At 74.2% G+C, this 20,484-nt stretch carries 15 protein-coding genes and 1 pseudogene; 6 read left to right on the top strand and 10 right to left on the bottom strand.

Annotated elements, in window-relative coordinates; all coding sequences use genetic code 11:
* Positions 1-4 precede the first annotated feature (4 nt).
* From CP973_RS28390 to CP973_RS28405, 4 genes are all read right to left on the bottom strand, one after another.
* Positions 5-1,462, bottom strand: coding sequence for an NCS2 family permease (locus CP973_RS28390; protein ID WP_150246758.1), 1,458 nt, complete (start codon positions 1,460-1,462; stop codon positions 5-7).
* 169 nt (positions 1,463-1,631) lie between these two features.
* Positions 1,632-4,016, bottom strand: coding sequence for a xanthine dehydrogenase family protein molybdopterin-binding subunit (locus CP973_RS28395; RefSeq protein WP_150246759.1), 2,385 nt, complete (start codon positions 4,014-4,016; stop codon positions 1,632-1,634).
* A 2-nt stretch (positions 4,017-4,018) separates the two neighbouring features.
* Positions 4,019-4,618 (bottom strand): (2Fe-2S)-binding protein, encoded by a 600-nt coding sequence (locus tag CP973_RS28400; RefSeq protein WP_150246760.1) that lies wholly within the window; start codon positions 4,616-4,618, stop codon positions 4,019-4,021.
* Complete coding sequence (locus tag CP973_RS28405) at positions 4,609-5,496, bottom strand: FAD binding domain-containing protein (RefSeq protein ID WP_150246761.1); 888 nt, start codon at positions 5,494-5,496, stop codon at positions 4,609-4,611. Before CP973_RS28405 ends, CP973_RS28400 begins: the two co-directional genes overlap by 10 nt.
* A 316-nt stretch (positions 5,497-5,812) precedes the next feature.
* On the opposite strand from CP973_RS28405, the gene CP973_RS28410 reads away from it, so the two are divergent.
* From CP973_RS28410 to CP973_RS28420, 3 genes are all read left to right on the top strand, one after another.
* The gene (locus CP973_RS28410; protein ID WP_150246762.1) at positions 5,813-7,486 is read left to right on the top strand and encodes a PucR family transcriptional regulator; all 1,674 of its coding nucleotides are present in this window, start codon (positions 5,813-5,815) and stop codon (positions 7,484-7,486) included.
* A 516-nt stretch (positions 7,487-8,002) separates the two neighbouring features.
* Complete coding sequence (locus CP973_RS28415) at positions 8,003-8,881, top strand: hypothetical protein (RefSeq protein WP_425282029.1); 879 nt, start codon at positions 8,003-8,005, stop codon at positions 8,879-8,881.
* A gap of 198 nt (positions 8,882-9,079) precedes the next feature.
* Entirely contained in the window at positions 9,080-9,955 is an 876-nt protein-coding gene (locus tag CP973_RS28420; protein WP_150246763.1) for a hypothetical protein, read from the top strand.
* A 28-nt stretch (positions 9,956-9,983) separates the two neighbouring features.
* On the opposite strand, the gene CP973_RS28425 is transcribed toward CP973_RS28420, so the two are convergent.
* Positions 9,984-10,850 carry a GntR family transcriptional regulator gene (locus CP973_RS28425; RefSeq protein WP_150246764.1) on the bottom strand — a complete coding sequence of 289 codons (867 nt, stop codon included), beginning with the start codon at positions 10,848-10,850 and terminating at the stop codon, positions 9,984-9,986.
* A 130-nt stretch (positions 10,851-10,980) separates the two neighbouring features.
* On the opposite strand from CP973_RS28425, the gene CP973_RS28430 reads away from it, so the two are divergent.
* Both CP973_RS28430 and CP973_RS28435 read left to right on the top strand, forming a co-directional pair.
* A complete protein-coding gene (locus tag CP973_RS28430) occupies positions 10,981-11,820 on the top strand; it encodes a (2Fe-2S)-binding protein (RefSeq protein ID WP_150246765.1) in 840 nt (279 codons plus the stop codon).
* Between the two features lie 195 nt (positions 11,821-12,015).
* Complete coding sequence (locus CP973_RS28435; RefSeq protein WP_150246766.1) at positions 12,016-13,131, top strand: DUF2637 domain-containing protein; 1,116 nt, start codon at positions 12,016-12,018, stop codon at positions 13,129-13,131.
* Between the two features lie 156 nt (positions 13,132-13,287).
* Here CP973_RS28435 and CP973_RS28445 read toward each other — a convergent pair whose 3' ends face one another.
* The 3 genes from CP973_RS28445 to CP973_RS28455 all read right to left on the bottom strand — a co-directional run bounded on the left by CP973_RS28445 (position 13,288) and on the right by CP973_RS28455 (position 17,107).
* A complete protein-coding gene (locus CP973_RS28445; RefSeq protein WP_425282030.1) occupies positions 13,288-13,746 on the bottom strand; it encodes an ATP-binding protein in 459 nt (152 codons plus the stop codon).
* Positions 13,747-13,897: 151 nt separating this feature from the next.
* Complete coding sequence (locus CP973_RS28450; protein WP_150246767.1) at positions 13,898-15,640, bottom strand: pyruvate dehydrogenase; 1,743 nt, start codon at positions 15,638-15,640, stop codon at positions 13,898-13,900.
* Between the two features lie 129 nt (positions 15,641-15,769).
* Positions 15,770-17,107 carry a protein phosphatase 2C domain-containing protein gene (locus CP973_RS28455; RefSeq protein ID WP_150246768.1) on the bottom strand — a complete coding sequence of 446 codons (1,338 nt, stop codon included), beginning with the start codon at positions 17,105-17,107 and terminating at the stop codon, positions 15,770-15,772.
* Positions 17,108-17,224: 117 nt separating this feature from the next.
* Between CP973_RS28455 and CP973_RS28460 the strand changes: the two are divergent.
* A pseudogene (locus CP973_RS28460) lies at positions 17,225-17,698 on the top strand (DUF456 domain-containing protein); the annotation flags it as partial.
* Here the strand turns inward: CP973_RS28460 and CP973_RS28465 are convergent.
* Both CP973_RS28465 and rsgA read right to left on the bottom strand, forming a co-directional pair.
* Complete coding sequence (locus CP973_RS28465; RefSeq protein ID WP_167538535.1) at positions 17,584-19,161, bottom strand: DNA-3-methyladenine glycosylase 2 family protein; 1,578 nt, start codon at positions 19,159-19,161, stop codon at positions 17,584-17,586. The pseudogene CP973_RS28460 and the gene CP973_RS28465 overlap by 115 nt on opposite strands.
* A 104-nt stretch (positions 19,162-19,265) precedes the next feature.
* A complete protein-coding gene (gene rsgA, locus CP973_RS28470) occupies positions 19,266-20,408 on the bottom strand; it encodes a ribosome small subunit-dependent GTPase A (protein WP_150246770.1) in 1,143 nt (380 codons plus the stop codon).
* Between the last annotated feature and the right edge of the window lie 76 nt (positions 20,409-20,484).

The following is a 20,484-nucleotide window of genomic DNA, read 5'->3' on the forward strand; positions in this document are numbered from 1 at the left end:
GGCGTTACTTGACGCCCAGCCAGTTCTCGATGGGGTGCAGCGCGAAGTAGCCGAGGAAGATCAGCGCGAGTACCCACATGAAGGCGCCGACCTCCCGCCACTTGCCCTGCGCGGTCTTGATGGCGGTGTAGGCGATGACGCCCGCGCCGACGCCCGCGGTGATGTTGTACGTGAAGGGCATCAGCGCCACGGTGAGGAACACCGGTATGGACACCGATCGGTCGCTCCAGTCCACGTGCTTGGCGGCACTCATCATCATCGAGCCGATCACGACGAGGGCGGCCGCGGCGACCTGGGCGGGCACGAGCTGGGTGAGCGGGGTGAAGAAGAGGCAGGCGGCGAAGAACAGGCCGGTGACGACCGAGGACAGACCGGTGCGGGCGCCTTCGCCGACACCGCTGGCCGACTCGATGAACACGGTCTGTCCCGACGCGCCCGCCACGCCGCCGATCGCGCCGCCCGCGCCGTCGATGAACAGCGCCTTGGACAGGCCGGGCATCCGCCCCTTGTCGTCGGCGAGCTTCGCTTCCGTACCGACGCCGATGATGGTGGCCATGGCGTCGAAGAACCCGGCGAGCACGAGGGTGAAGACGATCATGCCGACGGTGAGCGCGCCGATCCGGTCCCAGCCGCCGAACTCGACGTGCCCGAAGAGCCCGAAGTCGGGCATGGCGACGGCGCTGCCGTGCAGCTCGGGCGAGGTGCCGCCCCAGTCCTTGTCGGTGAGGCCGCCGAGGGTGGTGGCGAGCACGGACAGGACCGTGCCGACGACGATGCCGATGAGGATGGCGCCGGGCACGTTGCGGGCCTGGAGCATGAAGATCAGCACCAGGGTGACGGCGAAGAAGAGGACCGGCCAGCCGGACAGTTCCCCGGTCAGACCGAGCTGGACGGGACCGCCGGTGCCCTTGCCGACGAAGCCCGCCTTCACCAGGCCGAGCAGGGCGACGAACATGCCGATGCCCATGGTGATGGCGTGCTTGAGGGCCAGCGGGATGGCGTTCATGATCATCTCGCGCAGCCCGGTGACCACCAGGAGCATGATGACCACGCCGTACAGCACGCACATGCCCATCGCCTGCGGCCAGGTCATGTACGGCACGACCTGCGAGGTCAGCGCCGCCGAGACGTTCAGCCCGGCGGCCAGGGCCAGCGGCACCTTGCCGATGAACCCCATGAGCAGGGTGCAGACCGCCGCGCCCAGGGCCGTGGCGGTCACCACGCCGGCGCTCGCGAGCGTGTGCTCCCCGGCGTCCGGCGTCGACAGGATGAGGGGGTTGAGCAGGAGGATGTAGCACATCGCCATGAAGGTGGTGATGCCGCCGCGCACCTCGCGCGCGACCGTCGATCCTCTGTCGGAGATGTGGAAGTACCGGTCGAGCCAGGACCGGCCGGCGGGCTGACGCGTGCCCGCGCCCGCGTCTTCCGCCGTGGTCCTCGGCTCCAGGAACTGCTGGGTCATGGTGCCTTACTCCCAAGGTTCATAGGGGCCCTCGCGCCGCGCACGCACCGCGGCGCGAGATTTGGGATGGAACTTCGGCTGCACGACCCGGGGGACGGCCCAGGTGCCTGCGGCGGGACGGCCGTACGGCGGTGAACGGCACCGCCGTACGGCTGCCCCGCCCGCGCGGCTATGTGCCGGTGAGATGCTCCGGCCGGACCGGGGTCCGGTTCAGTTCCAGCCCGGTCGCGTTCCGGATCGCCGCGAGGACGGCCGGGGTGGACGACAGGGTGGGTGCCTCGCCGATGCCGCGCAGCCCGTACGGGGCGTGCTCGTCGGCGAGTTCGAGCACGTCGACCGGGATGGTCGGCGTGTCGAGGATCGTGGGGATCAGGTAGTCCGTGAAGGACGGGTTGCGCACCTTCGCGGTCTTCGGGTCGACGATGATCTCCTCCATCACCGCGACGCCGAGGCCCTGTGTCGTACCGCCCTGGATCTGCCCGACCACGGACAGCGGGTTCAGGGCCTTGCCGACGTCCTGGGCGCAGGCCAGCTCCACGACCTTGACCAGGCCGAGCGCGGTGTCCACCTCGACGACCGCGCGGTGCGCCGCGAAGGAGTACTGGACGTGGCCGTTGCCCTGGCCGGTGCGCAGGTCGAACGGTTCGGTCGGGCGGTGCCGCCATTCCAGTTCGAGGTCGATGGCCTCGTCCTCCAGGACGTCCGCCACATCGGCCAGCACCTCGCCGCCGTCGGTGACGGCCTTGCCGTTCTCCAGCAGGAGTTCGGCGGTGGCCCACGCCGGGTGGTACGTGCCGAACTTGCGCCGGCCCAGTTCCAGGACCTGTTCGCGCACGTGCTCGCAGGTGTTCTTCACCGCGCCGCCGGTGACGTAGGTCTGCCGGGAGGCGGAGGTGGAGCCGGCCGAGCCGACCCGGGTGTCCGCCGGGTGGATGGTGACCTGGTCGACGCCCAGTTCCGTACGGGCGATCTGCGCGTGGACGGTGACGCCGCCCTGGCCGACCTCCGCCATCGCCGTGTGCACGGTCGCGACCGGCACACCGCCGACGACCTCCATGCGGACCCGGGCGGTCGAGTAGTCGTCGAAGCCCTCGGAGAAGCCGACGTTCTTGATGCCGACCGCGTAGCCGATGCCGCGTACGACGTCCTCGCCGTGCGTGGTGTTGGACAGTCCGCCGGGCAGCGCGCGGACGTCGGCGCCCTCGGTGGTCTCCCACTGGTTCTCCGGCGGCAGCGGCATCGCCTTGACGCGGCGCAGCAGCTCGGCGACGGGCGCCGGGGAGTCCACGACCTGCCCGGTGGGCAGCGGGGTGCCCTGTTCCATGGCGTTCAGCTGCCGGAACTCGACCGGGTCCATGCCCAGCTTCTGCGCGAGCTTGTCCATCTGCGCCTCGTACGCGAAGCACGCCTGGACCGCGCCGAAGCCGCGCATGGCGCCGCAGGGCGGGTTGTTCGTGTAGAGGGCGATGGCCTCGATGTCCACGTCGTCGACCGCGTACGGGCCGACGGACAGGGACGAGGCGTTGCCGACGACGGCCGGGGAGGCGGACGCGTAGGCGCCGCCGTCCAGCACGATGCGGCACTTCATGTGGGTGAGCTTGCCGTCCTTGGTGGCGCCGTGCTCGTACCAGAGCTTGGCGGGGTGCCGGTGGACGTGGCCGAAGAACGACTCGAACCGGTTGTAGACGATCTTGACGGGCTTGCCGGTGCGCAGTGCGAGCAGACAGCCGTGGATCTGCATCGACAGGTCCTCGCGGCCGCCGAAGGCGCCGCCGACGCCGGACAGCGTCATGCGGACCTTGTCCTCGGGCAGGCCCAGGACCGGGGCGATCTGGCGCAGATCGGAGTGCAGCCACTGGGTGGCGACGTACAGGTCGACGCCGCCGTCCTCGGCGGGCACCGCGAGGCCCGACTCCGGGCCGAGGAACGCCTGGTCCTGCATGCCGAAGACGTACTCGCCGGAGACGATCACATCGGCGCGGCGGGCGGCCGCGTCGGCGTCGCCGCGCACGATCGGCTGGCGGTGCACGATGTTCGGGTGCGGTACGTGCCCGGCGTGGTGATCCTTTCGGTTCTCGTGGACCAGCGGCGCGTCCTCGGCCAGCGCGGACGCCTCGTCGGTGACCACCGGCAGCTCGGCGTACTCGACCTTGATCTTGGCGGCGGCGCGGCGGGCGGTCTCCGGGTGGTCGGCGGCGACCAGCGCGACCGGCTCGCCGTGGTGGCGGACCTTGCCGTGCGCCAGGACGGGCGTGTCCTGGATCTCCAGGCCGTAGTTCTTCACCTCGGTGGGCAGGTCGTCATAGGTGAGGACCGCGTACACGCCGGACTGGGCGAGCGCCTCGGAGGTGTCGATGGAGACGATCTCGGCGTGCGCGACGGTGGAGCGCAGCGTGCAGCCCCACAGCATGTCCTCGTGCCACAGGTCGGAGGAGTACGCGAACTCGCCGGTCACCTTCAGCGTGCCGTCCGGGCGCAGCGTGGAGGCGCCGATGCCCGCGTCGGCCGTGCCGCCCTGGGTCAGGTGGGTGGGTGTGCGGGTGACTCCGCTCATGGTCAGGCCCCCGTTCCGGCGGTCCGCGCGTCGCCGCGGGCGGCGGCGAGCCGTACCGCGTCGAGGATCTTCTCGTAGCCCGTGCAGCGGCACAGGTTGCCGGACAGCGCCTCGCGGATGTCCGCGTCGGACGGCTGGGCGTTGCGCTCCAGCAGTTCGTCGGCGGCGACCAGCAGGCCGGGCGTGCAGAAGCCGCACTGGACGGCGCCCGCGTCGATGAACGCCTGCTGAACGGGTGAGAGCTTGACCTGCCCTTCGGCGGCGGGCTTGGCCTGCCGGCGCTGGGCGGCGTCGACGCTCGTACCGGCGGAGCCGCAGGCGCCGGTGGCGCAGCCGCCGTGCTGGGCGCGCTGCTCGGCGTAGTCGGCCAGGCCCTCGACGGTGACGACCTCCCGGCCCTCGGCCTGGCCGGCCGCGACCAGGCACGAACACACCGGCACACCGTCCAGGCGGACCGTGCAGGAGCCGCATTCGCCCTGCTCACAGGCGTTCTTCGAGCCCGGCAGGCCCATCCGCTCGCGCAGCACGTACAGCAGGCTCTCGCCCTCCCATACGTCGTCGGCCTGCTGCTCGCGGCCGTTGACGGTGAACTTCACGCGCACTGGGCGCTCCTCTCGTTGCCGCGGTAGGACTCCCAGGTCCAGCCGAGGGTGCGGCGCGCCATGATCCCCACCGCGTGGCGCCGGTACTTCGCGCTGCCGCGCACATCGTCGATCGGGTTGCAGGCGCCGGTGGCCAGCTCGGCGAACCGCTTCGCCACGGACGGCGGAATGGGCCGCCCCGACTCCCAGAAGCCGCCCTCCTCCAGGGCCGCCGTCAGGAACTCCTCGGCGGCCCTGGCCCGTACGGGTGTGGGGGCGGCCGAGCCGATGCCGGTGCGTACGGTGCGGGTGCGCGGGTGCAGCGCGAGGCCGAAGGCGCACACCGCGATGACCATCGCGTTGCGGGTGCCGACCTTGGAGAACTGCTGCGGTCCGTCCGCCTTGGGCAGGTGCACGGCGCGGATCAGCTCGTCCGGCTCCAGCGCGTTGCGCTTGACGCCCAGATAGAAGTCGTCGACGGGGATCATGCGGCGGCCGCGTACCGACTCGGCCTCGACCTCGCCGCCGGAGGCGAGCAGCGCCGGGTGCGCGTCCCCGGCCGGGGAGGCGGTGCCCAGGTTGCCGCCGACACCGCCGCGGTTGCGGATCTGCGGGGAGGCGACGGTGTGCGAGGCGAGCGCCAGGCCGGGCAGCTCGGTGCGCAGGTTCTCCATGATCTGCGTGTACGGCACGGACGCGCCGAGCCGTACGGTCTCCTCGCCCACCTCCCACTCCCGCAGGTCATCGACGCGGTTCAGGTCGAGCAGGTACTCGGGGCGGCGGTGGTCGAAGTTGATCTCGACCATGACATCGGTGCCGCCCGCGATCGGCACAGCCGTGGGGTGCTCGGCCTTGGCGGCGAGCGCCTCCTCCCAGCTGCCGGGGCGAAGGAAGTCCATACGAGGCTCTCTTCTACGAAATCTTCGGTGCGTCCGGGCGCCGGACGCACCGGCGCGGGCACCGCTCGCGAAATCGGGTCGTCCGCTGCCCGCGGTGAGGACCAACGGTCCTCGACTGCGGGGGCCGTTCCTGTCCTGTCAACGCGGTTGGGCCCAGTGAACGCGCCCCGCACCCGCCGGGTGCAGTCACCGAAACCATGAAGCGGTTGGCTGGCCACGGCGCATGTCTTGTAGATTCGAACGAAAGGCGGGGCGCAGAAACCTCGCGGTATTCCACCGGCAACATCAGTCAGAACAGAACGGCGGGCGAGAGACCATGCGGCTCCGCGCACTCCTGGACACCGGCACTCTCGGCCTGCGGCTGCTGGGCGGCGAGGAGGAACTGGACCGTACCGTGCGCGGGGTCATGACCACCGACCTGCGCGACCCCAGCCGCTACCTGTCCGGCGGCGAACTGGTGCTGACGGGGCTGGCCTGGCGCCGCGAGCCGGCGGACTCCGAGCGGTTCGTGCGCATCCTGGCCGCGGCCGGGGTCGCCGGGCTGGCCGCGGGCGAGGCCGAGCTGGGCGCGGTGCCCGAGGACCTGGTGGCGGCCTGCGCCCGGCACCGTCTGCCGCTGTTCTCCGTGGTGGAGGACGTCTCCTTCGCCTCGATCACCGAGTACGTCGTACGCCAGGTCTCCGGCGAGCGGGCGGGCGACCTGGCCGCCGTGGTGGACCGGCACCGCCGCCTGATGACCTCGGGGCCCGCGGGCGGCGGCCCGGAGGCCGTCCTGGAGCTGCTCGGCTCCGACCTGGACCTGCGCGCCTGGGTGCTGTCCCCCACCGGCCGGCAGATCGCCGGGTCCAGCCTGGCCGGATCGGGGCCCGAGCTGCCCGCCGAGACCGGCGCCCGGCTGGCGGGCGAGCACCTGGCCGCCTCCCGCACCGGCCGCCGCGGCCCCTACCGGCTCCCGCTCGGCAGCACCACGTACTCCCTCTTCCCGATCCGCGGCAACGGCCGCGACCTGCGCGAGACGGTCCTGTCCGACTGGCTGCTGGCGGTCGAGGCGGACGCCGGCGACTGGGCCGAGGAGCGCCTGGACCTGCTGCACGGCGTCACCCAGCTGATCGCCGTCGAGCGCGACCGCCGCGACGCGGCCCGTACGGTGCGCAGACGCCTCGCCCAGGAGGTCCTGGAGCTGGTGCAGGCGGGCGCCGCGCCCGCGGAGATCGCGGCCCGGCTCCGGGTGGCCGCGCCCGTGCTGCTGCCCGGGCTGGGCACGGCGCCGCACTGGCAGGTCGTCGTGGCCCGCGTCGAGTGGACGGGCGGGGACGTGCCCGGCGGGCCGGTCGCGCAGACGCTGCTGGAGGAGGTGCTGGTCGACCCCGGCACGTTCGGGCCCGACCCGTCCGACCGGATCGCCGTCGCGCACACCGGCGACGAGGCGGTGGCCCTGGTGCCGCTGCCGGCCGTGCCGGACGACGACGCGCGGGACGGCCACGCGTCCACCGCCGGGCTCCAGGCCGACGCCCTGCTCGCCGCCGTCCAGGAGCCGCTGACCCGGGGCCTGGGCGACGACGGCCGCCTGACCATCGGCGTCAGCGCCTCCGTCCACTCGGCGGAGGGCCTGCGCGGCGCCCTGGAGGAGGCCCGGCACGCCCGCCGGGTCGCCGCCGCCCGTCCGGGCCGGGTCTGCGCGGCCGGCCACGAGGAGCTGGCCTCGCACGTCCTGCTGCTGCCCTTCGTCCCCGACGACGTGCGCCGTGCCTTCACCGCCCGGCTCCTGGACCCGCTGCGCGACTACGACCGCCGCCACCGCGCCGAGCTGATCCCCACCCTGGAGGCGTTCCTCGACTGCGACGGCTCCTGGACCCGCTGCGCCACCCGCCTCCACCTGCACGTCAACACCCTGCGCTACCGGGTCGGCCGCATCGAGCAGCTGACCGGCCGCGACCTGGCGCGCCTGGAGGACAAGCTGGACTTCTTCCTGGCGCTGCGGATGAGCTGAGGCGGCGGGCGGACAGCGGAACGTACGGCGGGGGCAGCGCTGGAACGTACGGCCGATAGGCGGAACGTACGGCCGGTACGGCGGAACGTACGGCCGGTACGGCGGAACGTACGGCCGGTACGGCGGAACGCATGGCCGGGGCGGCCGTGCACACGGCCCACATTCGGCCACGTATGAATGGCGGATATGCGCCCCTTGCCGGACCGGCGCGCAACGCCCGCCGCGCCAGGCTCGGTTGACCGATCGTCAGCAAAGGTCCCCGGGGCGGCGGTAATCCCTGATCACGCGTCACCCGTTCGGACGTATCCCGACGCCGCTCCCCACCGCCGCATCCGCCCCACCCCGCCCCTCGGGGCGCCGTGTACTGCCGGTTTCGGGCCGCCACGGTGCCCCCGGGAGGCGGCGAAGCGATTGTGAAATCATTCACCTTCCCCCTTGGCCGGGCGGCCGGATTCGTGCTGAGATGCGCCCACTGCTTCTCAGTTCCAGCTCAACGGTGCGCTCGGGGAGGGCAATGTGGCGGACACCGCCATGTCAGGAGCCGCGGGAACCGCGGGAACCGCACAGCCCGGGGAACCGGTGCCCGACATCCCGGCGGCCCGGTCGGCGGCCGGGGCGGACGCCCTGGACCGGGCCGTGTGGCGGCTGCGGTCACGGGGGTGCTGGGACGACGCGGCGGCCCTGCTGGAACCGCACGCGGCGGGACATCCCCCGTACGCCATCCGCCGCGCAGCGCTCCTCGTGGAGCGCTGCATGTTCACCGCCACCGGGTGGGCCACGGCCGAGGACGCGCTGCGCGCCGCCGAGGCGGTGGCGGGCGACAACGACGAGCGGGGCGCCGCGGCCTGCGAGCGCGGCCACCTGGCGTACGCCGCCACGGTCCTGGGCGTACGGGACCGTGCCGACGAGGCGCGGTCCGCGCTCGGCCGGGCCGCGGCCCTGCTGGCCCCCACCGCGCCCGGCCGGGCACTGCTGGACTACCGGCGCGGCCTGATGGCCGAACACGTCGCGCACAGCCCGGAATCCGCGCGCGCCGCCTACCGCCGCGCCCACGCGGGCGCCACCGCGCACGGCGACACCCTGCTGCTCTCCTTCACCTGGCGCCACCTCGCCGGGCTCGCCCTGCGCGACGGCGAACTCGCCGAGGCCCGGCACGGTTTCGCCGAGTCCCTGCGCATCCGCGAGGAACTGGGCTTCCTGGTCGGTACGGCACCGGCGCTGGTCGCCCTCGCCGACGCGGCGCCGCCCGAGGAGGCCGAGGGGCTGCGCATCGAGGCCGCCCGGCTCTTCCGGCTCATGGGCGGCGTACCGACCTGGCTCGCGGAGCACCTGGAGGGCGTACCGGCGGCCCCGGACGCCCCGCCGGCACCCCCGGCACACCGGGCAGGCCACTAGATCCGTTCGCCAGGCGCCCGCCCGCCGCCCGCCCGCCGCCCGGCCGGCTCCGCGTGCGCGCCCCTGGCATATGTGGCTCCGCGGACCCCACCCACCCCGAATTTGGCCTCAAGTCGCACTGTCCGTACGGGACTTGTCCCTGGATGCTGGTGCGGTTCGACTCCCGACCTACGGCAGCGCCTTTCAGGAGGCCACACCTTGGCAGCAGGAGCACCGCACCCATCGGCCGGCTCGGACTGGGGAAAGGCGGATTTCGAGGCCATCTACGACTGCCCCGATCCTCGTACGTACTTCCGGACGCTGCGCCCGCTCGACTACCAGATCCCGCACCACGGCCAAGGGGTGTTCCGCGCCCTGGCCGAGCACCTGCAACGGCGCCGGCCCGGCCGCCGGCCGCTCCAGGTCGTCGACCTGTGCTGTTCCTACGGCGTCAACGCGGCGCTGCTCAACCACAAACTGGGCCTCGCGGACCTGTACGACCGGTACACCGACGCGCGGGAGACCGGCGGCCTGTCGGCGGCCCGGCTGGCCGGCGAGGACCGGGCGTTCTTCGACGAGCTGCGCCGCCCGGAAGCCGTGCGGACCATCGGCATCGACGCGGCCCGGCGCGCGGTCGGCTACGCCGAGCGGGTCGGCCTGCTGGACGCCGGGTTCGCCGAGAACCTGGAGGCCGCCGAACCGTCCGCACGCCTGCGGCACGCCCTGGCGGGCACCGACCTGATCACCGTGACGGGCGGCGTGGGCTACATCTCCGCCACCACCTTCGGGCGGCTGCTCGCCTGCACGCCGGAGCCGCCGTGGGTCGCCGCCTTCGTCCTGCGGACCGTGTCGTACGCCCCGATAGCCGATCTCCTCGCCCGGTCCGGCCTGGTGACCGAACGCTTCCCGGCCCGCACCTTCCGCCAGCGCCGCTTCGCCGACCTGGCCGAACGCCGCGCCGCCTTCACCGCCCTGCAAAGCCGCGACCTGGACACCACCGGCAAGGAGTCGGACGGCTTCTACCACGCCGACCTGTACCTCTCCCGGCCGGCGGCGGATGCGGCGGACGTGGCGCTGGAGCGGCTGGTGCCCTGACCGGGTGGTCGCTCCGGGGCCCGGGCTCTCAGTGCCCCCGCCGCCCCGGCGAGAGGTGTTCGCGGGCGATGCGTTCGACGATGGCGTACTCGCGGGCCATCAGGGCGTCCAGCAGGGCCGTGTGTTCGGAGGCGGCGGCGAGGAGGTCGGCCGTGCGGGACGGGGGGCTGCCGGGGACCGGGGTGCGGGTGCGGCGGTGGAGGTCGTCGGCGACCTGGACGAGCTGGCGGTTGCCCGTGAGGGTGAGCAGGGCGTGGTGGAAGGCGTGGTCCGCGTCGGCGTAACCGGTCCGGTCGCCGTGGGCCGCGGCGGCGACGCCCGCGGCGGCCAGCGGGCGCAGGTCTTCCCACCGCTCGGCCGGCAGCGTCCGCGCCAGCCGCAGCAGCGCCGGTACTTCGAGCATCGCGCGCACCTCGGCCAGCTCCGCGAGGTCGCGGTGGGTGCGCTCGGCGACGCGGAAGCCGCGGTTCGGGGCGACCTCGACCGCGCCCTCGCAGGCGAGCAGCTGCATGGCTTCCCGTACGGGGGTGGCGGAGACGCCGTAGCGGACGGCGAGCGCGGGGGCCGAGTAGACCTCGCCGGGGACCAGTTCGCCGGCCGTCAGGGCTTCGCGCAGCGCGGCCAGCACCTGGCCCCGTACGGAGTGCCGCTGGGGCTGCCTGCGGGGGGCGGAGGAGGGACCGGCGGGCGCCGGTATGTATGCCGTGGCGGGGTCCGGGACGCCGGAGTGGTGCTCGTGGGCGGCGTCCGGCGCGGTGCCGTGCCCGGCGTGCCCGGCCGGGCGGTTCCCGGGGCCTTCGTGGCCGGTGTGCTCGCCCCGCACGGGCTGCGAGCCGCCCTGTGCGGGCACCTGGGCGCGCAGCCGCGGCGCCGGTTCCGCTCTGCCCTGCTCCATGCGGGTTCCTCCTCACGTCCTCCAGCACCATAGGCGCCCCCTGTGACAGTGCAAACCCGGCTCAAACCCGCCGAAGATCGGGTAAGGTAAGGCTTACCTGCCAGCGAACGCGATATCGGTGGTGTCCCGTATGCGTCCTCTGCTCGCCGCCCGACCGCGCATCGAGCCCCTGGCCGGGGCGTATGCCCGGCTCACCGAGGTGTTCCCCGCACTGCGGGTGACCGAGTGGGAGACGGCACCGCCGCGGGGCGAGGGCTGGGTGACCGCCGCCGCGCTGGCCACCGACCCCACGGTCCTGGACGCCTTCCTGGCCTGGGACGACGCGCAGGTCGTACGGGATTACGGGCAGCGGGCCCGCCCCGATGTCGTCGCCGCGTTCGCCCTCCACCGCTACGCCTGGCCCGCCTGTCTGCTGATCACCGTCCCGTGGTTCCTGCACCGCCGGGTGCCGCGGCTGTCCGTCGAGGACGTGGCGTACCACCGCGAGCAGGGCCGGATGGCCGTACGGGTCCGCTCGTTCGCCTGTCTGCCCGGCGACCCGGCGGCGGAGCTGCCCGGCGCGCGGGTCGTACCGGACGAGGAGGCGCTGCGCGCCGAGGTCCGGGAGGCGGTCGCCGAGCACCTCGGGCCCGTCCTGGACGGTTTCCGGCCCCGGCTGCGGCGCGGTCCGCGCGCCCTGTGGGGCATGGCCTCGGACGAGATCGTCGAAGGCCTGTGGTACCTCGGGCACCTGCTGGGCGAGGAGCCGCGCGCGGTGGCCGAGGCGGCCCGGCTGCTCCCGGGCGGCACGGCCCCGTACGCCGGCGGCGCCGCCTTCCGCGAGCTGACCGGCCCGGACGGCACGGCGCTGCCCACCCGGGACCGGGCGAGCTGCTGCATGTTCTACACGCTGCGCCCCGAGGACACCTGTGTGACCTGCCCCCGTACGTGCGACGCGGACCGCATCAAGCGCCTCACCGCAACCACCTGACCCCCACACCACCCGATCGGGTCGCCGGAATCGAACCCAACCCCGCCCCCACCAGCGGCAGTTCGATCCGAACGCGCTCTTCCGCGCGCCCCTGCACCCCCTTGGCGTCCTCCTTTCCCGAAAGCCCCGGCGGGACGGCCGGATTCCGCCAGGATGACGCGCGAAAGCGCGTACGCCGAGGCAAGGGGCCACAGCATGAGAATGACCGATATATCGCTTGGTTGGCTGGCTCCGGGGGTCCTGCTGCTCGTCGGAGTCACCGCGGCCGTGGTCGTGGTCCTGCGCGGCCGGCGTACGGCCGACGCGACGCCGGGCGAGGACTCCTGGGAGCGCAGCCAGGAGCGGCGGCGCCGCAAGGAGGCCGTCTACGGCACCGCCTCGTACGTGCTGCTGTTCTGCTGCGCCGCGGTCGCGGCGGCGCTCTCCTTCCACGGGCTGGTCGGCTTCGGCGTGTCCAACCTCAACCTCTCCGGAGGCTGGGAGTACCTGGTGCCGTTCGGGCTCGACGGCGCGGCGATGTTCTGCTCCGTGCTCGCGGTGCGCGAGGCCAGCCACGGCGACGCGGCGCTCGGCTCGCGCCTGCTGGTGTGGCTGTTCGCGGGCGCCGCGGCCTGGTTCAACTGGGTGCACGCGCCCCGCGGGTTCGGCCATGACGGCGCGCCGCAGTTCTTCGCCGGGATGTCGCTGTCGGCGGCGGTCCTCTTCGACCGGGCGCTGAAGCAGACCCGGCGGGCCGCGCTGCGCGAGCAGGGTCTGGTGCCGCGTCCGTTGCCGCAGATCCGGGTCGTACGGTGGCTGCGGGCCCCCCGCGAGACGTTCGGCGCCTGGTCGCTGATGCTGCTGGAAGGCGTACGGACCCTGGACGAGGCCGTCGAGGAGGTCCGTGAGGACCGCCGTCAGAACGAGCGCAACCGCCACCGCAGGCGCGAGCAGGACAAGCTGGACCGGGCCCGGATCAAAGCGATCAACCGCCAGCACCGCAACTGGAACCGCGGGCGCGGCGGCCGGCAGGTGCCGCTGACGGCGGGCACGCCGACGGCGCACGGCTCCCCCGCCGCCGCACAGCAGGCCGCCGGCGCGGAACCTGCGATAGCCGCCGACCCGGAAGCCCTGCCGCCCGGACTGTCCGCGGGGGCCGATCCGGTGCCCCCGGCCGGTCCCCGTCCGGCGCTGAAGGCCGTGCACGGCGCCGAGGCCGCGGACGCGTATCCGCGGACGGTGGATCTGACCGCCGAGGACGACACCCAGGCGCTGCCCCGGCTGGACTCCCTGGAGGAGAAGCTGGCGCGGATCGAGAAGCGGTTCGGCTGATCCGCGGCGGACCGGGCCCGCACCCCCGGGCTTTCGTCAGGCCGGTCCGCCGCCCGGCCCCCACCATGGGGCCGGCCCGCCGCCCGGCTCACACCATCGGGCCGGTCCGCCGCCCAGCTCACGCCGTCGGGCCGGCCCGCCGCCCGGCCCCCGCCGTCAGGGCGATCCGCCGCCCAGTTCGAACCACACGCATTTGCCCACTCCGTGGGCGCGTACTCCCCAGGCGTCCGCGAGGGAGTGCACCAGCATCAGCCCCCTTCCCGAGGTGCCGTCCGTCGTCGGCGGGCGCAGCCGGGGCCGCCGCCCGGCGAAGTCCCGCACCTCCACGCGCAGCCGGTCGGTGACCGTCGCGGTCACGATGGCGCCCCCGTTCGTGTGGACGAGGGCGTTGGTGACCAGCTCGCTGACGAGCAGTTCGGCTATGTCGCTGTCCCAGGCTCCCCCCCACTGGCGCAACAGCTGGCGCAGCTCGGCGCGGACCCCGGCCACCGCCGTCAGGTCCGCGTGCCGCAGTGTGCGTTCCATCTTCCCCGGCAGCCGGGTGCCGTTGTGGACGCCGATGCGTCCGGCCGCCGGCCCGGCTCTGTTCTCGCGTCGCACAGACTGACGCTTCATCCTCCCCGCCCCGAACGCTTCAGGTCCCTCTCCCTCGAACAGCTTCACGGTCATGCATGCCCATCGGACCCGGTGCCATGCGCCGGCCCACGAGTCCGCGGAACGCCAGGCCGCAGGCATGTGCCTGCGGCGCGGCGGGCGTAATGCCCGGTCAGGGGCGGGGAATGTTACGCAGGTTGGAGCGGGCCATCTGGACCATGCGGCCGACCCCGCCCTCCAGCACGATCTTGCCGGCGGAGAGGGCGAAGCCCTGGACCATGTCCCGGCTGATCTTCGGCGGCATGGACAGCGCGTTGGGGTCGGTGACCACGTCGACCAGGGCCGGGCCCTTGTGCCTGAAGGCGTCGCGCAGCGCGCCGCGCAGTTCCTTGGGCTTCTCGACCCGTACGCCGTGGGCCCCGGCCGCCCGCGCGATGGCGGCGAAGTCCGGGTTGTGGTTGGCGGTCCCGTACGCGGGCAGCCCGGCGACCATCATCTCCAGCTCGACCATGCCCAGCGAGGAGTTGTTGGAGAGGGCCACCTTCACCGGCAGGTCGTACTGGACGAGGGTGAGGAAGTCGCCCATCAGCATGGAGAAGCCGCCGTCGCCGGACATCGAGACGACCTGGCGGCGGCGGTCGGTGAACTGGGCGCCGATCGCCTGCGGCAGCGCGTTGGCCATCGATCCGTGGGTGAAGGAACCGATCACGCGGCGGCGGCCGTTGGGGCTGATGTAGCGCGCCGCCCAGACGTTGCACATCCCGGTGTCGACGGTGAAGACCGCGTCGTCCGCGGCCTCCTCGTCCAGGACGGACGCGACGAATTCCGGGTGGATCGGCGTGTGCTTCTCGACCTTGCGCGTGTAGGCCTTGACGACGCCTTCCAGGGCGTCGGCGTGCTTCTTCAGCATCCGGTCGAGGAACTTGCGGCTCTTCCTGGGCGTGATGCGCGGGTTGAGGCAGCGCAGGGTCTCGCGCACATCGCCCCAGACCGCGAGGTCCAGTTTGGAGCGGCGGCCGAGCCGTTCGGGGCGCACGTCCACCTGGACGATCTTGACGTCGTCCGGCAGGAAGGCGTTGTACGGGAAGTCCGTGCCCAGCAGGATCAGCAGGTCGCACTCGTGCGTGGCCTCGTAGGCGGCGCCGTAGCCGAGCAGGCCGCTCATGCCGACGTCGTACGGGTTGTCGTACTGGATCCACTCCTTGCCGCGCAGCGCGTGGCCCACCGGCGCCTTGAGGCGCTCGGCCAGCTCCATCACCTCGGCGTGCGCGCCCGCGGTGCCGCTGCCGCAGAACAGCGTGACCTTGCCGGCCTCCTCGATCATCCGGAGCAGCTGGTCGATCTCCGCGTCGCCGGGGCGCACGGTGGGGCGCGAGGTGACCAGCGCGTGCTCGATGGAGCGCTCGGGCGCCTCCTGGTCGGCGATGTCGCCGGGCAGCGAGACGACGGAGACGCCGCTGAGCCCGATGGCGTTCTGCACGGCTGTCTGGAGCACCCGCGGCATCTGGTCGCGGCTGGAGATCATCTCGCTGTAGTGGCTGCACTCGGTGAACAGCCGGTCCGGGTGGGTCTCCTGGAAGAAGCCGGTGCCGATCTCGCTGGAGGGGATGTGCGAGGCGAGCGCGAGCACCGGGGCCATCGAGCGGTGGGCGTCGAAGAGGCCGTTGATCAGGTGCAGGTTGCCGGGGCCGCAGGAGCCCGCGCAGGCCGCCAGCCGTCCGGCGATCTGGGCCTCGGCGCCCGCCGCGAAGGCGGCGACCTCTTCGTGGCGGACCTGGATCCAGTCGATGCCCGCGGTGCGGCGGACCGCGTCGACGATCGGGTTGAGGCTGTCGCCGACGACCCCGTAGAGCCGCTGGACACCGGCGCGCACCAGGATGTCGACGAACTGCCCGGCCACGGTCTGCTTCGCCATGCGCTGTCGCTCCTCCGGACGCGGGGCCGCGGGCGGGCACCACCCTCCGGCGGTGGCCCGTTTCGCGGCATTCCTTCCTGGTTCTACCACTCCCCCGGGCCGGTGTCCGTCCGGACTACGCCTGCCGCGTCACCCGGGCCGGGCCGCCTCCCACACCGCCACGGCCGTACGGTCCTGCCCGTACCCCTCCGCACGCAGCCGGACATCGGCCAGGAACGCCGCGAGCCCCGGCGGCCCGGCGGCCGTCCAGCGGGCGGCCAGGCGGCTGCCGAACCCGGCCGCCTCGGTCAGCGGGCCCGCCAGCCCGGCGCTGCACAACAGCAGGAGGTCGCCGGGCCGCGCGGCCACGGTCCGGAAGCGGAACGGCTCCGGCGAGGTGCGCGGAGCGGGCTCGTACGGCGGCTGCCAGGGCCGCCCGGACGGCGCGCGGGGCAGGCCGGGAACGGTGGCCCCGAAGTCGGGAAGGAGGGCGCCCGCATCGGGCGCGATCGGCACATCCGGCACATCTGACAGGTGCGATACGTCCGGCACATCCAGTACATCCGGCGCGAGGGCGTCCGGGCCGGGCGCGCCGGGCACCGGCCACGGCGACGTGTCCACGAGCGTCTCCTCCGAGCCCGCCCCGCCCCCGGGTGCCGGGCCGCCCGTCGCGCCCTCCTGGGGCGGCGGTGGCTCCAGGTCCTGCCAGACGCCGTCGCTCAGCCGGAAGAACCCGCCCGCGCCGACACCGAAGAAGACCCTGGTGCGGCAGGCCGGGTCGGCGGGCAGCAGGAGGCAGCGCAGCGCCGCCGTGTACTGCCCGGGGTCCATCCCGTGCTCGTCCGCGTGCGCGCGGAGCTTGCCGTAGCTGCGGTCGGTCAGGCGGTGCAGGCCGGACCTGAGGGCGTCGCGGCTGCCCGTACGGATGTCCTCGGCCAGCCGGGTGTAGCTGCGGCCGACGGCCCCGCCTATCCAGCGGCAGACGTCGCGGGCCGCACGGTGGGCGCCGCCGTACGCGTACGAGCCGCCGGGGGCCGCGGTGGCCACGGCGGCCAGGAGCAGCGCGTGCTGCCCGGCGCCGAAGCGCGCGGTGAGCAGGGCGTCGCCGCGCGGCTCACCGCGGTGGCGGGCGGCCTCGCCGCGCAGCGAGGCGGCACGCAGGGTCAGCGTTGCGTAACCGGCGCCGTCCAGCTCCGTGTCCGGTACGAGATCGTCCAGCGCGGCCGGGTCGGCGGCGGGCAGGGCCATCGGCTCGGGGCAGGGCCCGGCCGGCGTCCCCCCATCCGTGCCCCCGCCCGCCTCGGCGGACGGTACGGACCCGGCACCGGGCTCCTGCCCCACCGCGCGGAACGCGGAGTCCACCCGGTCGTCGAGCGAGTCCCGGGCCGCGTCCGCGGGGCCGGTGTCCCGGGCGGCGGCACCGTCGTCCCCGTACAACTCCCGCCACCACGTGTCCTCGTGACGGCGCCGGTCCCCCTGTCGGTCCATGGGCCGCATTGTCCACCGGCCGGGGCCGCGGAGACAGGGCGCGGCCGGGCGTCGCCGCGCCGCCCGGCCGGTACGCGCCAAGGGGCGCACCCGACCCGCTTCCGGCACGCTGGGGCCATGGGCGGATGGCAGTTGCTCACGGTCGGCCTGGTCCTGGCCCTCGGGCTGCTGGGCGTGCTGGCCCCGGGGGTGCCGGGGCCGCCGATCGTGTGGGCGGGTGTGCTGTGGTGGGCGATGGCCGAGCAGACCACCCTGGCCTGGTTCGTCCTGATCGGCACGAGCGCCGTGCTGCTGCTCGCCCAGGTTCTCGCCTGGCTGCTGCCGCCCCGCGACCCCCGGGCCGCCGGCGCCCCGTACCGGACCCTGTACGTGAGCGGCGCCGCGGGCATCCTCGGCTTCTTCGTGGTGCCCGTGGTGGGGGCCGTGCTGGGCTCGGTCGGCGCGCTCTACCTGCTGGAACGGGCGCGCCTGGGCAGTCACGGCGACGCGTGGGCCGCCACCCGTACGGCCATGCGGGCCCTCGGGTTCGCCGTGCTGGTCGAGCTGTACGCCTGCCTGCTGGCGGTCGGCGCCTGGACCGGCGCCGTCATCGCGAGCTGATCCTCCCGCGCGCCCGCGCCCTGCCACAGGTGGTGCAGGGCGTACGACCGCCAGGGCCGCCACGCCTCCGGCGACGCCGCGCCGCCGTTCGCCGGCCCCACGTCCGGGTCGCCCAGTGCCCGCATCCTGATGTACGCGGCTGCCGCCGGGCCCACCCCGGGCACGGCGCGCAGCGCGCGCTCGGCGGCGTCCCGGTCCGCGCCCGCGTCCAGCCGGACCGTCCCTTCGGCGAGCGCGCCGCACAGCGCGCGCACCGGCTCCGGCACCCCGGGGCCGGTCAGCGCGGCGGGCTCGGGGAAGAGGTGGGTGAGCGTGCCGTGCGCCGCGTCCAGCGGCTTGCCGTACGTCCGTACCAGCTCGGCGACGCGTTCCGGCGGCCCGCCGGCGACGGCCCGTACGGCCAGTTCCTCGGGGTCGGCGGCGCCCGGCGACCGCAGTCCGGGGCGGGCCGCGACCAGCGGTGCGAGCAGCGGGTCGGCGCCCAGGCGCTCGGCGACGGCGTACGGGTCGGCGTCCAGGTCGAACAGGCGGCGCATCCGCTGGACGGCGGTGGGCAGGTCCCGCAGATCGGTCAGGTGCAGCCGGCACTCCAGCCAGCCGCCGTCCGCGCCCCGGGCGGCCGGGCACACCAGTCCGGCGCGCGGCCGGCGCGGCTGCCGGGAGCCGGCGTGCTCGTCGACCTCGGCGATGCCGCTGCCGTGGGCGAGCCGCAGCGTACGGCGGTACGTACGGGAGCCCCGCGCACCGCGCACCTCCTCCACGCCGGACACCGCGCGCTCCTGGAGGAAGTCGAAGATCTCGGCGGCGGCGTACGGCCCCCGGTAGGCCAGCCGCAGCGGGACACCGGCGGGTGCCCCGTGCCGCGCGCCGCCGGACGGGCCCGTACGCGCCCCCGTACGCGCCCCCGCCGCGCGCAGCTCGCTCGGCGTGCTGGCGTAGATCTCGCGCATCGTGTCGTTGAACTGCCGGATGCTGGCGAATCCGGCGGCGAAGGCCAGGTCGGTGACCGGCAGCGCGGTGGTCTGGAGGAGGAGCCGCGCGGTGTGCGCGCGGCGGGCCCGCGCCAGGGCCACCGGCCCGGCGCCCAGCTCGGCCGTGAGCTGCCGCTGCACCTGCCGCGCGCTGTACCCCAGCCGCCGCGCGAGGCCGCCGACGCCTTCCCGGTCGACCACGCCGTCGTCGATGAACCGCATGGCGCGGCCGACCAGGTCGGCCCGGACGTTCCACTCCGCCGAGCCCGGCACGGCGTCCGGGCGGCAGCGGCGGCAGGCCCGGAACCCGGCGCCCTGCGCGGCCGCCGCGGAGGCGTAGAACCGTACGTTCGGACGCTTCGGGGTGACCGCCGGGCAGCTCGGGCGGCAGTAGATCCCGGTCGTCACGACGGCGAAGAAGAACTCGCCGTCGAACCGCGCGTCCCGGCTCGACACCGCCTCGTACCTGGTCTCGTCGTCCATCACACGATCCAGTGTGCGCGACGCCCGGGAGGTTTCCTGGCGGGAATCGGACATCGCGCTGGGGCGGGGCCGGGCCGCCCGCACCGCGGCGGGCGGCCCCCGCTCTACCTGTCGCCCCTGACCCCCTTGACCCCCCGCTTCCGCTCCATCATGTGGCGGCCCAGGGCCTGCTTCTGCTTCCAGTCCCTGCGGAGCTCCGCCCGCAGCCGGGCGTCGGTCTTGGCCACGATGCGCTCGTTCTCGCGCAGCAGCTTGCGGTAGCTCTCCAGCCGCCGCTGCGGCAGCGCGCCGCTCTCGATGGCCGCCAGCACCGCGCACCCGGGCTCCGTGGCGTGCGCGCAGTCGTGGAAGCGGCACTCGGCGGCCAGTTCCTCGACGTCCGAGAAGGCCCGCGCGAGCCCGGTGTCGGCGTCCCACATGCCGACGCCCCGCAGGCCGGGGGTGTCGATGAGCACCCCGCCGCCGGGCAGCACCAGCAGGTCCCGGGTGGTCGTGGTGTGCCGGCCCTTGCCGTCCCGGTCGCGGGCGGCCCGTACGTCCTGCACGTCCTCGCCCACCAGCGCGTTGGCGAGCGTCGACTTGCCCGCACCGGACTGTCCGAGCAGTACGGACGTGCCGCCGGCCAGTACCGCGGCGAGGACGTCCAGCCCGTCACCGGCGGCCGCGCTGACGGCCAGCACCTGCACCCCGGGCGCGGCGGTCTCCGCGTCCGCGACCAGGTGCGCCAGCACGTCCGGATCACCGGCCAGGTCGGCCTTGGTCAGCACGAGCAGCGGCTGCGCCCCGCTCTCCCAGGCCAGGGAGACGAAGCGCTCGATGCGCCCGAGGTCCAGGTCCACGGCGAGCGAGACCGCGACCACGGCGTGGTCCACGTTCGCCGCCAGCACCTGCCCCTCGGACCGCTTGGAGGACGTCGAGCGCACGAACGCGGTACGCCGCGGCAGCAGCGCCCGCACCACACCGTCCCGGCCCGCGCCGACCTCGCCGAGGTCGATCACGGCCCAGTCCCCGGTGCACGGCACCCGCATCGGATCACTGGTGGCCACCAGCGCGGTGTCCGCCAGCACGGTACGGACACCGTCCCCGTCGGGCACCACGGCGTCCACCCGCCCGCGGTCCACGCGGACGACACGGCCGGGCACGAACCCCTGCCCGGCGTGAGCGGCGAAACTCTCCGCGAAGCCGTCGTCCCAGCCGTAGGCGGTCAGCGGGCGCGGCGAAGCGGAGGAAGAGGAAGACGATTGCAAGGGAAACCCTTCACAAGGGTGGCCCCGGCCCCACGCGCCCGGCGCGTGGTGGGAAATGAGGTCGAGTCAGCCGGAG

Origin of the sequence: Streptomyces albofaciens JCM 4342, from assembly GCF_008634025.1 — a bacterium.
GTDB lineage: Bacteria > Actinomycetota > Actinomycetes > Streptomycetales > Streptomycetaceae > Streptomyces > Streptomyces albofaciens.

Excerpts from the sequence above, each read along its gene's own strand:
- CP973_RS28390 (WP_150246758.1), bottom strand. The coding sequence starts at position 1,462 with ATGACCCAGCAGTTCCTGGAGCCGAGGACCACGGCGGAAGACGCGGGC.
- CP973_RS28395 (WP_150246759.1), bottom strand. The coding sequence starts at position 4,016 with ATGAGCGGAGTCACCCGCACACCCACCCACCTGACCCAGGGCGGCACG.
- CP973_RS28405 (WP_150246761.1), bottom strand. The coding sequence starts at position 5,496 with ATGGACTTCCTTCGCCCCGGCAGCTGGGAGGAGGCGCTCGCCGCCAAG.
- CP973_RS28410 (WP_150246762.1), top strand. The coding sequence starts at position 5,813 with ATGCGGCTCCGCGCACTCCTGGACACCGGCACTCTCGGCCTGCGGCTG.
- CP973_RS28425 (WP_150246764.1), bottom strand. The coding sequence starts at position 10,850 with ATGGAGCAGGGCAGAGCGGAACCGGCGCCGCGGCTGCGCGCCCAGGTG.
- CP973_RS28430 (WP_150246765.1), top strand. The coding sequence starts at position 10,981 with ATGCGTCCTCTGCTCGCCGCCCGACCGCGCATCGAGCCCCTGGCCGGG.
- CP973_RS28435 (WP_150246766.1), top strand. The coding sequence starts at position 12,016 with ATGAGAATGACCGATATATCGCTTGGTTGGCTGGCTCCGGGGGTCCTG.
- CP973_RS28445 (WP_425282030.1), bottom strand. The coding sequence starts at position 13,746 with ATGAAGCGTCAGTCTGTGCGACGCGAGAACAGAGCCGGGCCGGCGGCC.
- CP973_RS28450 (WP_150246767.1), bottom strand. The coding sequence starts at position 15,640 with ATGGCGAAGCAGACCGTGGCCGGGCAGTTCGTCGACATCCTGGTGCGC.
- CP973_RS28455 (WP_150246768.1), bottom strand. The coding sequence starts at position 17,107 with ATGGACCGACAGGGGGACCGGCGCCGTCACGAGGACACGTGGTGGCGG.
- CP973_RS28465 (WP_167538535.1), bottom strand. The coding sequence starts at position 19,161 with ATGGACGACGAGACCAGGTACGAGGCGGTGTCGAGCCGGGACGCGCGG.